The sequence below is a fragment of the Murimonas intestini genome (assembly GCF_024622195.1).
Taxonomy (GTDB): domain Bacteria; phylum Bacillota; class Clostridia; order Lachnospirales; family Lachnospiraceae; genus Murimonas; species Murimonas intestini.
On record NZ_JANKBI010000015.1, the window covers coordinates 121,066 to 133,700 of the forward strand.

The window sequence follows — 12,635 nt, forward strand, 5'->3', positions numbered from 1 at the left end:
GTTAGTCAAGTACTGCCCGTAACTGAACATACTATATGAAAAAACGAAACGTTTAGTTTAATTTAAAAAGGTTAACAATTAAAAATCACCTAAAACAGCACGATAAAATTGGATAAAATATACAAAATTTACATAATGTATTGACAAAAAAACAATATGGTACTATTATCTAGTTATAAAAACAAGAAACGTTTTACTTAGCGCTGAGTTTACGGAGAAAGTTTTTCAGTACATGATAAAAATGCAGTAAACGAAAGGAGAAACAAAATGAAGAGAAAAGTTTTAGCAGTAGTTATGGCAATGTCGATGGCAGTTGGTGTATGGCCTGCAGCAGCTATGCAGACAGAAGCATCCGGCGGGGATGATATCACGATTACAGTTTCTTCACGTTACTCGAATGACAATCCGGATGAGAATTATTTCCGTCAGAAGGTAGAAGAATTTAACGCTATGGATAACGGCATCACAGTTGTCATGGATAATATCTCTACGGAATCTGATTATCTGGACAAGCTGAGGACTTCATTTGCAAACGGCGATACTCCGGATGTATTCCAGGAATATGGCGGAAGCCGCTGCCTGGACTATCTGGAAGCAGATGCTCTTGTGGACTTAAAGCCTTATCTGGATGAAAATGACGGAGAATGGTACAACACATTCTATGATTCACTTTGGAACCAGACCATATATGAAGGATATGAAGGTATCTACGCTGTTCCGTTTAAGACATACATGGTAGTAATGTATTATAACAAGGATCTTTTTGAAAAAGCAGGAATTGAGGTGCCAAAGACAGTTGATGAGATGCTTGCTGCCTGCGAAACATTTAAATCAATGGATATCCTTCCGTTCCAGGTAGGCGAAAAAGATAACTACCGTTTTGGACATTTCAATAACAATCTGGTTATTAAAACACTCGGCGTTGACGCAGTTGACAAGCTGGCAAGCAGAGAACTCGCTTATGACAGCGATGAGATGATCTCAACTTATAAGACAATGGCAGAAATGGTGGAAAAAGGATATTTTGGAGACAACATACTGGATACAGACTCCACCACAGAGAATACGATCTTTAAAGAAGGCAACGTAGCTATGCATTACGATGGAACATGGTTTATCGCAAACGAACTTTTCGGAACAGACTTCTACGATCACGTAGGCGTTGCAGCATTCCCTTATGGCGATGAATCCTGCAAGAACTATGCTCAGGGCGGATCTTCTGATATGTTCTTTGTATCCAAGCTGAACAAATCTCAGGAGCAGATCGATGCATCCATCGAATTCCTGAAGTTTATCACATCTCCTGAATATTATCAGGGACTTGATGAAGTAGCTCAGACTATCGTACCTGTAAAATTTGAAAAAACAGACAAATCTCCGGTTAATCCGCTTCTGGATGAAGTTAACAAGATCCAGTCAGAAGTTGTAGATATGAGAACAGATATCCAGAACTATGATCCTGAATCTCATATGCTGGATACAGTACGTTCAGCGCTGCAGGGGCTGGCAATGGGAAATAGCCCGGAACAGTGTGCTGAGGAAATAATGCAGCGTATACAGGAGTACGGCGGCCAGTAGAAACAGATGACAGTGGGTTAATGTTCAAAAAAGCGGCAAAGGGGTTCCCTGGGAAAGGGAACCCTTAAGTATAGGGAGGTGTAACGCTTGAAGAAAAGACGGTCTTCTAAGACAACGATAATACTGTATCTTGCACCCGCGGTTATCCTTTTCGTAATGTTTATCCTGTATCCTGTAATCAATACCATATATCTTTCATTCAACAGCTGGAAGGGGATTTATGGTTCTCCTGTAAATTTTGTAGGACTTACAAATTATAAGCAGGTACTTCAGAATAATGCGTTCTGGAAATCTCTTTTAAATTCATTCTTCTTTATGGTCGGAGGCTTCTGTGTTCTGATGCCTCTCTCGTTTGGACTGGCGCTTATCATCACATCAAAGCTGCGCGGTACAAAGTTCATGAAAACGGCATTTTTTATGCCTGTCATGCTGTCAACTACAGCAGTGGCGCTTATGTGGGTCTACATATTGAATCCATCCTACGGAGCTTTAAATGAACTTCTCCGTGCCCTTCATCTGGATGGACTTGCAAAAGACTGGCTGTCTACTCCGGGACTGAACATTTGGAGTGTGGTACTTGTCAATGAATGGATGTACGCCGGATATAATATGCTTATATTTGCCGCAGGTCTTGTCTCCATCCCCGGAGATATCTATGAGGCGGCAGAGATTGACGGATGTACGGGCTTTAAGAGGCTGCGGTACATTTCCATACCGCTTTCCAAGGAATCCTTTAAGATATTCTCTATCCTCTGTGTCACAGGCTGTCTGAAGGCATTCGACCTGGTATGGGCTATGACAAAGGGAGGTCCCAATCATACTTCGGAGGTTCCAGCTTCATTACTTTATAATGAGGCATTCACTTATAAGTTCTTCGGAAAGTCCAGCGCGATCGGCGTGCTTCTGCTGATCCTGGGTGTCACATTGAGTATCCTGGTCAACAGGCTGTTAAGACGGGAGGAGGAATGACGTATGAAAAGAAAAATCGGAAAGGCATTTATCTATTTGTTTGCCATCTTCTGGACTGTCATGACGATATTCCCGCTGTTTATTACATTTTTCAATTCAGTGAAGGATAATAAGGGAATAACGCTGGGCATGTTTACATGGCCCGAAGAATTTATGTGGTCCAACTATACCCAGGCATTTGAGGCCGCCCATATCCTGCAGGCGGTGGGGAATTCCATGTTTTTTGCTATCACATCAACACTTCTTACAATTGTTATCGGTATGCTGGCGGCTTATATCTTATCCAGAAAAGTCTTTAAGGGACGAGGGATCGTATACACCATGTTCCTGATCGGCGTTATGGTACCGATCCACTGTACGATCATCCCCATATCTTCCATGGCTACTCAGGTGCATGGGAAGAACCAGAGCTGGTTCCTGATTCTTGTATACACAGCGTTTGCGCTCTCACAGGCTATTTTCCTGTTTACGGGCTATTTAAACGGAGTCAGCAGAGAACTTGATGAGGCGGCAGTGATAGACGGCTGCAGAGACCGGCAGATATTATTCAGGGTTTTGATGCCGGTATGTATGCCTATTATTTCTACGGAAGCTATTCTGGCTTTTATCGCAGGATACGGAGAACTTATCTTCGGTATGATCCTGATGTCAGACCAGAATAAATATACTGTGGCCAGAGCCATGCTGACATTTACCGGAGGATACAAGGTATCCCTCGGGCCTATATTTGCATGTATTATAGTAGCTGTAGTGCCTATGATCATTATTTATATACTCTTCCATGAGAAGGTTCAGGAAGGTATGCTGACAGGGGCAATTAAAGGTTAAAGGGAGGACAAAAATGACAAAGATCGACAGAGTACCGGACACAAAACAGCAGTGGTTTAAGGATGCCAAATACGGACTTTTCATACATTGGGGGCTGTACTCAATACTCGCGGGAGAGTATAAGGGAAAGAAGACTGACCATATCTCAGAGTGGATCATGAATTCGCTGGGTATCCCTGCAGAAGAGTATGAAAAGCTGGCAAAGGAATTTGATCCCACAGAATTCAATGCTGACGAACTTGTCCGCAGGGCAAAGGAAGACTGGGGCATGAAGTATATTGTATTTACTTCCAAGCATCATGAGGGGTTTGCAATGTATCATTCTAAGGTGAGCCCCTACAATGTGGTGGATGCCACACCATGCGGCAGGGATATCCTGCGTGAGCTGGCGGATGCGTGCAGAAAGTATGATATGAAGCTGGGATTATATTATTCACAGTCTCAGGACTGGCATGACCCCAACGGCTATGTATCACATGCCAATGGCGGTGAGGACCAGTTAAAGGATGATAATGACAAAAAGGATTTCCAGTATTACCTGGATCACAAGGTTAAACCTCAGCTGAAGGAAATACTCAGCGAGTATGGGGATATCTGCCTGATATGGTTTGACACGCCCATGGGTATGACTATAGAACAGAGCAGGGAATGCGTTGAGACTGTAAAGTCCATGCAGCCTGACTGTATTGTGAGCGGGCGCGTGGGGAACCAGCTGGGAGATTATATGACTACAGGTGACAACTTCATTCCGCGCCTTCCATTTGAAGGGGACTGGGAAGTGCCAGCCACATTAAATGACACCTGGGGCTACAATAAGGATGACAACGAGTGGAAGAATCCTGATGATATAATCAGGCTCCTTGTCAAGATCAGCAGCCGGGGCGGAAATTATCTGCTGAATATCGGACCAAAAGCAAGCGGAGAAGTGCCGAAGGAGAGCATCGAGATCCTGAATACAGTCGGCAGGTATGTGAACCAGAACGCTGACGGCGTTTTCGGAACAAGGAGGATAGATGTCTATCCTTATGAACTGGACTGGGCAGAATTTACAGGTAAAGACCATAAGCTGTTTATCCATGTCTTTAAACCCAGGAAACGCCTGGAAATCCTCAATTGCGGAAACAATGTTACAAAAGCATATGTGCTGAGGGACGGCAGGGAACTGGAATTTGACGTATCTCCCACATGTGAAGGTGATACTATGATAAATGTAGAACTTCCGAAAGATCTGAGAGAAGAGAAGAATTATTGCGTGTGCCTTGAGCTTGAAGAGGTGTCACCGGTATTTGAACCTCTCCGGGGATAATTGAAGGGACGCAGGTATGGCAGCAGATATTGCTGTCGTGTAAAGGGTATGTTATAATAGCAGCAGACTGAGGATATGCCGCCAGTGTTTTTGCACCGGCGGTTATATCTGTTTTTTCCGGGGAGGAAATCATGGCGATTACCATTAAGGATGTTGCAAAAGAGACAAACCTGGCTATATCTACGATCTCTAAATATATGAACGGCGGCCCTGTGAGGCAGAAGAATAAAAAAGTCATTGAAGAGGCGGTCAGGAAGCTGGGATATAATCCCAATAAAGCAGCCAGGGGGCTGCGCAGTTCCAGGACTTATATGATAGGCGTGGTGCTTGACAGCCTGGAGAGCCAGTATTTTGGCAGAATTACAGCGCGCATGGAGCAGGTCTTAAAGGAAAAGGGCTATTCCATCATGGTGTGCTGCCACAGAGACAGTAATGAAAAGGCAAAGAAGTGTGTTGAATTCATGGTATCCAGACAGGTGGACGGCATCCTTATCTTATCTCTGGCAGGCGATGCCGGCTATATGGACGCTGCCATTAATAATAAGATACCGATCGTAGCCCTGGACCGGGTGCCGGAAACAGAGTGTGACAGTGTGGGCACGAATGCAGCTACAGGTGCATATCAGGCTGTAGAATACCTGGTACAGCAGAATCATAAGAAGATAGCTGTGATCTCAGGCACATGGAGAGAAAATCCGGGCCTGAGAACAGCCAATGAAAGACTGAACGGCTATTACAGGGTGTTTGAAGATTATTGCCTGAAGGTGGCCCCTGAGTTTATTGTGGAAGGTGATTTTTCATTTGACTCAGGATACAAGTGCATGACAAGGCTCTGGGAACTGGAAGAACATCCGACCGCTGTATTTGTTACGAATTATAATATGACTATGGGCGCAATGACGGCTATACATAATTTAAAAATTAAAGTTCCAGAGGAGCTTTCAATCGTTGTGTTTGATGATCTTGAGTATTCCAGCATATCCAGGCCAAAACTGACTTCAGTGCGTCAGCCGGCCCAGGAGGTGGCGGATGAGAGTGTAAAGCTTCTCATGCGCAGGATAGAGGGGGATTATGGAGATTTCCCCAAATGTCTGAAGCTGCCCACCACTTTCCATATCAGAAACTCGGTGAGAGAACTGTAAATAGATCAGGTACGCGTGCTATCCAGCCGTTTTCTGTATTCCCGGGCGCTGATGCCATAGTGGCGCCGGAATGCTGTTGAAAAATGCTCTACAGAAGAATATCCCAGCAGCTCGGAGATATCTGTGATCGTCAGGGACAGGTCGGGCAGCAGGGATGCGGCAGCGGCCATTTTTGCGTGAGTACGTTTCTGGAGGAAGGTCTGTCCGTATTGTTTCTGCAGCAGGCGTTCTGTCTGGCGTGTGCTAAGGCCCAGCCGGGAGGCCAGAGAATCCAGGGTGAGAGTGCTGTATTCATAAAGGAATGATTCTTCCAGAATGAGAGAAGGATTAAAGACAGAGGTTCGGGTATCCGGCAGGGATCCGGACTCTTTTTTATCTTTATAATTTCTCACAAGCCGGATGACCAGTTGCCTGAGCAGAGCTTCTGTCTCCAGCATGAAGCCGGTGCCCTGCGTATGCAGTTCTGTGAAGATATCCTGAAAAAGCTGATGGATATTCTGCCTGTCTTCTCCAAACCAGAAAACAGTATCTAAAAAGCAGGATAATACCTCCACCGTATCTTTAGATCCTTTTGAGTAACGTGGGAGGGACTCTGTGCGCAGATAAATGCAGTATTCACACATAGGATTCGTTTTGCCCGGAAGCTGTGCATGCTCTACATGAGGGCCTGTTATATAGAGGGTGTTGGGGACGATATGACAGTCTCTGTCCTTCAGTTTTAATGTGCCGTTTCCGCTTGGGACATAGTGGATCTCATAGCTTCCGGGCCCGTGGCTGTGGCTGGGCATGGACTGGTCAAAGGAGCTGAAGCTGAAATTGCCGGCATGAAAGCGGACATTGCCCATGGTAAAAGATATTTCCAGGTTGGTGTAGAAAGGCATGGTTTCCTCCTGACTGTTTTTATTCTTAAAGGATAATTATTATGGAGTGTATCTGTAAATTGTACCAGCTTTTTACTCTCAGCACAATAAAAACATGCGGTAATGCGACAAAAAACAGCTTAAAATGTCAAGTGATGCTCTGGAAAAAATGTACTCATTTTATATAATAAGAATATAAAAAACTCGTAACTATTCAGCATGTCTGTGCATTTACTGCACAGACTGCAAGAAAATGAGTGGTATATAAACCCTAGAATACAGGAGGCTAAAATGAGGGAATATTTAAAGAAAATTGAAGAGGTGATCGCAGCTGGTCCATATAAGGATACATGGGAATCACTGCAGGAGTATGAGGTTCCGAAATGGTACCGGAATGCGAAGTTTGGTATTTTTATCCACTGGGGCGTGTATTCTGTGCCTGCGTTTGGAAGCGAGTGGTATCCGAGAAATATGTATATCCAGGGCTCTCCTGAGTATGAGCATCATATCAGGACATACGGAGCGCATAAGGAATTCGGATACAAGGATTTTATACCAATGTTTGAAGCTGAGAATTTTGATCCGGCAGCGTGGGCGGACCTTTTTTTGAAGGCAGGCGCGAAATATGTAGTCCCGGTAGCTGAGCACCATGACGGATTCCAGATGTACAAAAGCAGTCTCTCACATTTTAATGCATATGAGATGGGGCCGAAGAGGGATGTGCTGGGAGAACTCTGTGAAGAGTTTGATAAACGGGGAATTGTGAGGGGAGCATCTTCCCACAGGATAGAACACTGGTTTTTTATGGGGCATGGGAAGGACTTTGACAGCGACGTGAAGGAGCCGCTTGAGAGAGGGGATCTGTACTGGCCGTCTGTCAGGATGGAGAATGATGATTTCAAAGATCTGTTCTCAAAACCATATCCTACAGAGGAGTTCATGGAGGACTGGCTTGTGCGTACTTGTGAACTGATCGATAATTATAAGCCCAGGGTGCTGTGGTTCGACTGGTGGATACAGCATGATGCTGCCAAGCCATATCTCAGAAAGATGGCTGCTTATTATTATAACAGGGCTGCCGAATGGGGCATCCAGGTGGCAATCAACTACAAGTATGACGCATTTGCATTCCAGAGCGCTGTCCTGGATATAGAAAGAGGGCAGTTCGCAGATGTAAAGCCGTATTTCTGGCAGACTGATACTGCAATAGCTCTGAATTCATGGTCATATACGGAGAATAACCAGTTCCGCCCTGCACAGGACCTGGTGTGCGACCTGGTGGATATCGTGAGTAAAAATGGCTGCCTGCTCCTGAACGTGGGACCAAAAGCAGACGGGACCATCACAAAAGAGGATACACAGATCCTGCTGAATATAGGTGAATGGCTGCGGGTAAACGGGGAGGCAATCTATAACTCTAAAGTGTGGAGGACATTTGGAGAAGGGCCTACAAAGGTAGTAGAAGGCGGCTTCTCAGACGGAATTAAGAAAGAGTTCACATCTGAAGATATCAGGTATACTGTCAATGGAGAATATCTCTATGGAACAGTACTGAAAACGGATAAAGAGGGGAGCTATAAGTTCAGGTCCCTGGCAATAGGAGACGCAGAGCATTCTTCCTGTTTCCATGGAATCATAGAGGATATAGAAGTTCTGGGCTTTGATGCAAAACCAGAATGGACAAGAGATGAAGAAGCATTAAAACTGAAGGTGGCAGGCGTGGAGAGTGAATACCCTGTGGTTTTCAAATTTAAATTGAAATAATGCAATAGTGCAGAAATGCAAACGCTGAAGCAGGAATAGTAACCAGGTTCATTCCGGCTTCAGCGTTTTTCTATATTCTGCGGGGGAGATACCCGTGTGTTTTTTAAATATCCTGCTGAAATAAAGTGGATTTTCATAGCCTGCTATCAACCCTATCTCTCCTATATCATAATCTGTACTTTCCAGGAGCTCTTTTGCCCTGGTGATGCGCAGGGAGGTGAGGTACTGCAGGGGCGGAACTCCTGTATACTGCCTGAAGCTGCGTATGAACCAGCATGTACTCATATGCTGGTCTCTGGCATAGTCTTCGATCTGGATGCTGCGGGCAAAGTTTTCATGGAAGTACTGGATAGCGTGCTCCATTTCCTTCTGCATCCGGCCTCTCTGGCCCGGGCTTTCCTTTAGCTGACGCTTCACCAGCAGAAAGAGCTGACGTAAAAGGAGAGGGAGAAGCTCTTCGAAATATGGCCTCTGGATCTGCAGTTCACGTATCATCTGCAGAAACAGCTCCTGGCAGCGTGAAGAGACTCCTGTGTGCAGGATGGGAGCATCCTTATCAATTGCGTATTCTTCTGTTAAAGCAGACGCTTCATATCCTGTAAAGTGGACCCAGTATACTTCTGGGTTATCTGTCAGATAATAGATATAATGCTGAAGCGCCTGCGGGCGGTAGAGCACCATGCTTCCGGCAGAGACCCTGACCGGGCTGCCGGAAAAATAGAACAAGGCACTCCCGGATGCGATGTACAGAAGCTGGTAATCAGGCCGCCCGGCAGGCCTGAGAGTAAACATATCAGGGCGGGAAATGAGCCTGTAGACGCCGCAGCTGTTAACCCGCAGCGGGACCGACAGATTTTCAAGTTCAGTTTCTTCAGGGTTCAGATATCCTGTATTTGTGTACATGGCTTGTCTCCTTTTAAATGGATTCCCGCGGTCAGCGGGCCGGGTGAACATACATATTGTATCATTTTGTGCATATATTGTCTAATGTTAGATATGGATTTATATCTGTTTTTTTTTATAATGGATATATGTGATAAATAACTTTACTTTGGAGGACTATTGAATGATTATACCCAGAAATTATGAAAATCTGCACCTGCTCCATGAAAATACCATGCCCAGCAGGGCCTACTATATCCCGGCCTCCCGCAGGATGGGGATAAAATGTGAGTGCAGAATGGATTCAGACAGGTTTGTGCTGTTAAATGGAAATTGGATGTTTAAGTATTTTGAAAGCATTTATGATGTGACAGAAGAATTCTACAGAGAGGGATACGATACAAAGGGGTTTGATGAGATCCCTGTTCCTGGCTGCTGGCAGAATTTTGGTTATGACAGGCATCAGTATACGAATACAAGATATCCGTTCCCCATGGATCCGCCCTATGTGCCTGCTGATAATCCATGCGGGCTTTATATCCATCATTTCGCATATGAGAAGGACCCAAAGGCGCCTAAGGCTTTTTTAAATTTTGAAGGGGTAGATTCTTGTTTTTATGTGTGGGTAAATGGCCGGTATACAGGATACAGCCAGGTATCACATTCAACAAGTGAATTTGATATAAGTGAATTTATCAGGGAAGGTAATAATACACTTGCTGTCCTTGTACTGAAATGGTGCGACGGAAGCTACCTGGAGGACCAGGATAAATTCCGCATGAGCGGTATCTTCAGAGATGTATATCTGCTGAAACGCCCTGAAAAAGGAATTTTTGACTACTTTGTAAATACTGTATTCACTGATGATATGTCTGGTGCGGAAATATGTGTAAATATCCGTTTCCTGGGCAGTGAGGTTCCTGTTAAGCTGAGTATCTGTGAGGATGACGGGACTCTGGCCGCCGAATCAGATGAGCTTAAAGCAGATACCAGCATCAGGGCAGGAGTACAGGAGGATGAATATCCGTACAGCATAAAAGTAAAACTTGATGATCCAAAGCTCTGGAATGCTGAGACACCGTATCTTTACAGCCTGGTGCTGGAAACGGAGGGGGAAGTCATAGAAGACAGTCTGGGGCTGCGTGACATTACCGTGAAGGACGGGGTAGTTTATGTCAATGGAGTGAATGTTAAATTCCATGGCGTCAACCGCCACGACAGTGACCCTTTCACAGGATTTGTTATCAGTTCCAGCCAGATGGAAAAAGATCTGCTTTTAATGAAACAGAACAATGTAAATGCCATCAGGACCAGCCATTATCCAAATGCACCGCAGTTCTATCAGCTCTGTGACAGACATGGCTTCTACGTGATAGATGAGGCAGATAATGAGAGCCACGGGACATCGGATATCTATATGGCAGATGATTCCTGGGAGGCAAAATCGCACAGATGGAATGGTCCCATAGCAGATAACCCTGAGTTTACAGAAGCTGCAGTGGACAGGACAAAGCGTCTTGTACACAGGGATAAAAACAGGCCAAGCGTGCTCATATGGTCTATGGGAAATGAATGTGCTTATGGCTGCACATTTGAAGCTGCGCTTGCCTGGACGAAACAGTTTGATGTTTCCAGGCTGACGCATTATGAGAGCGCCCGTTACAGGAATCCGGATAAAGAGTATGATTTCAGCAATCTGGACCTCTACAGCAGAATGTATCCAGAACTTCCCGAAATCCATGAATATTTTGAAAAGCAGGGGGACAAGCCTTTTGTCATGTGTGAATACAGCCATGCTATGGGGAATGGACCTGGGGACCTGGAAGATTATTTTGAACTGATCCAGAAATATGACAAGTTCTGCGGAGGATTTGTCTGGGAATGGTGTGACCATGCTATTGATATGGGCAGGACGATTGAGGGAAAGAAGAAATACGCATACGGCGGCGACCATGGGGAATATCCTCATGACGGAAATTTCTGTATGGACGGTCTGGTCTATCCTGACAGGCGGCTCCACACAGGCCTGCTGGAATTTAAAAATGTCTTCAGGCCTGCCAGGATCGTATCCTTTGATCAGGAGAATAAAGAGGCTGTCATCAGGAATTTTATGGACTTTGTGGATCTGAAGGATTATCTGACTATAGATTATGTAATTGACTGTGACGGAGAAGTGATCTGCGAAGGAAGCATAGAAAGCAAAGAAATGCCTTGTGTGGCTCCTCATGGAGAAGGAAGGATATCATTTGATTACAGACTGCCGGAGGCCGGAAAATGTTATCTGAAGGTAAATTACAGGCTGAAGCAGAGTGACAGATTCCGCATTGCAGGATATCTGCTGGGCTTTGATGAGCTCAGACTTGAGAATGATATTATGCAGAACCAGAAAGCCATCAGCCTGATGGAGAAAAAGCATCAGGAAGGCAGCGGGAAGGAACTGTCTGTAAAAGAAGATGACAGGTATCTTTATGTGTCAGGAGAAAAATTTAATTATGTATACAATAAACTGACAGGCGTCTTTGAAAAAATGAGCTTTGCCAACAGCAGCCTGATCCTGCGGCCTATGGAATATAATATCTGGAGGGCTCCTACGGATAATGACAGGAACATTAAGCACTCCTGGATGGCAGCCCGTTATGACAGAGCATTTTCCAGAGCATATAAGACAGAATGCAGGATAGAGGAGGGGGCAGTCCATATCAGCAGCACGGCGGCTGTCACGGCGATGGTCGTACAGAGGATAGTAAACCTGGAAGCCAATTGGACTATATATCCCGGCGGAGCCGTAGATGTCAGGCTGGATGTGAGGCGTGATACAGAATTGCCGGAACTGCCAAGGTTTGGACTGCGCATGTTCCTGCCGCAGGATATGGACCAGGTATCCTACTATGGAATCGGCCCGGCTGAGAGCTATATTGATAAACGGCGCGGGGGCTGGCACAGTGAATTTACGTCTGATGTAAAGGATATGCACGAGGATTATATCCGTCCCCAGGAGAATGGCAGCCACTATGACTGCAGCTATGTCACCGTACAGGGAAATCAGGCAGCCTTCAGCGCAGCAGGAGAAAAATCTTTTTCATTTAACGCATCGGTGTATACACAGGAGGAACTCACGGAAAAAGCACATAATTATGAACTGGTTCCGTCTGAATATACAGTCCTGTGCCTGGATTACCGCCAGAACGGAATAGGATCAAACAGCTGCGGCCCCAGGCTTCTGGAAAAATACAGGCTGGATGAAGAAGAATTTACGTTTGAGGTCACACTTATTCCTGAATCCCGGCAGTAAAAAGCACTTGCCAC

9 protein-coding genes are annotated in these 12,635 nt (G+C 45.2%); 7 read left to right on the plus strand and 2 right to left on the minus strand.

Annotated elements, in window-relative coordinates; all coding sequences use genetic code 11:
- The first annotated feature begins 267 nt into the window (after positions 1-267).
- The 5 genes from NSB28_RS18785 to NSB28_RS18805 all read left to right on the plus strand — a co-directional run bounded on the left by NSB28_RS18785 (position 268) and on the right by NSB28_RS18805 (position 5,823).
- Complete coding sequence (locus tag NSB28_RS18785) at positions 268-1,578, plus strand: ABC transporter substrate-binding protein (protein WP_109748135.1); 1,311 nt, start codon at positions 268-270, stop codon at positions 1,576-1,578.
- Between the two features lie 87 nt (positions 1,579-1,665).
- Positions 1,666-2,547: a carbohydrate ABC transporter permease gene (locus NSB28_RS18790; protein ID WP_109748136.1), complete on the plus strand. Its 882-nt coding sequence runs from the start codon at positions 1,666-1,668 to the stop codon at positions 2,545-2,547.
- Positions 2,548-2,550: 3 nt separating this feature from the next.
- Positions 2,551-3,375 carry a carbohydrate ABC transporter permease gene (locus NSB28_RS18795; protein WP_109748137.1) on the plus strand — a complete coding sequence of 275 codons (825 nt, stop codon included), beginning with the start codon at positions 2,551-2,553 and terminating at the stop codon, positions 3,373-3,375.
- A 13-nt stretch (positions 3,376-3,388) separates the two neighbouring features.
- On the plus strand, positions 3,389-4,681 hold the full coding sequence (locus tag NSB28_RS18800) for an alpha-L-fucosidase (protein WP_109748138.1): 1,293 nt from the start codon (positions 3,389-3,391) through the stop codon (positions 4,679-4,681).
- Positions 4,682-4,812: 131 nt separating this feature from the next.
- Positions 4,813-5,823 (plus strand): LacI family DNA-binding transcriptional regulator, encoded by a 1,011-nt coding sequence (locus tag NSB28_RS18805; protein WP_109748139.1) that lies wholly within the window; start codon positions 4,813-4,815, stop codon positions 5,821-5,823.
- A 5-nt stretch (positions 5,824-5,828) separates the two neighbouring features.
- Here the strand turns inward: NSB28_RS18805 and NSB28_RS18810 are convergent, their stop codons facing one another.
- Positions 5,829-6,704 (minus strand): AraC family transcriptional regulator, encoded by an 876-nt coding sequence (locus NSB28_RS18810; RefSeq protein ID WP_109748140.1) that lies wholly within the window; start codon positions 6,702-6,704, stop codon positions 5,829-5,831.
- Between the two features lie 270 nt (positions 6,705-6,974).
- Here NSB28_RS18810 and NSB28_RS18815 point away from each other — a divergent pair, with 270 nt between their 5' ends.
- Entirely contained in the window at positions 6,975-8,447 is a 1,473-nt protein-coding gene (locus NSB28_RS18815) for an alpha-L-fucosidase (protein WP_109748141.1), read from the plus strand.
- Positions 8,448-8,495: 48 nt separating this feature from the next.
- On the opposite strand, the gene NSB28_RS18820 is transcribed toward NSB28_RS18815, so the two are convergent.
- Positions 8,496-9,350 carry an AraC family transcriptional regulator gene (locus tag NSB28_RS18820; protein WP_109748142.1) on the minus strand — a complete coding sequence of 285 codons (855 nt, stop codon included), beginning with the start codon at positions 9,348-9,350 and terminating at the stop codon, positions 8,496-8,498.
- 163 nt (positions 9,351-9,513) lie between these two features.
- Between NSB28_RS18820 and NSB28_RS18825 the strand changes: the two genes are divergently transcribed.
- A complete protein-coding gene (locus NSB28_RS18825) occupies positions 9,514-12,621 on the plus strand; it encodes a glycoside hydrolase family 2 TIM barrel-domain containing protein (protein WP_109748143.1) in 3,108 nt (1,035 codons plus the stop codon).
- Positions 12,622-12,635: the final 14 nt, after the last annotated feature.

Coding starts and splice junctions, on each gene's coding strand:
- NSB28_RS18785 (WP_109748135.1), top strand. CDS start 268: ATGAAGAGAAAAGTTTTAGCAGTAGTTATGGCAATGTCGATGGCAGTT.
- NSB28_RS18795 (WP_109748137.1), top strand. CDS start 2,551: ATGAAAAGAAAAATCGGAAAGGCATTTATCTATTTGTTTGCCATCTTC.
- NSB28_RS18800 (WP_109748138.1), top strand. CDS start 3,389: ATGACAAAGATCGACAGAGTACCGGACACAAAACAGCAGTGGTTTAAG.
- NSB28_RS18805 (WP_109748139.1), top strand. CDS start 4,813: ATGGCGATTACCATTAAGGATGTTGCAAAAGAGACAAACCTGGCTATA.
- NSB28_RS18810 (WP_109748140.1), bottom strand. CDS start 6,704: ATGCCTTTCTACACCAACCTGGAAATATCTTTTACCATGGGCAATGTC.
- NSB28_RS18815 (WP_109748141.1), top strand. CDS start 6,975: ATGAGGGAATATTTAAAGAAAATTGAAGAGGTGATCGCAGCTGGTCCA.
- NSB28_RS18820 (WP_109748142.1), bottom strand. CDS start 9,350: ATGTACACAAATACAGGATATCTGAACCCTGAAGAAACTGAACTTGAA.
- NSB28_RS18825 (WP_109748143.1), top strand. CDS start 9,514: ATGATTATACCCAGAAATTATGAAAATCTGCACCTGCTCCATGAAAAT.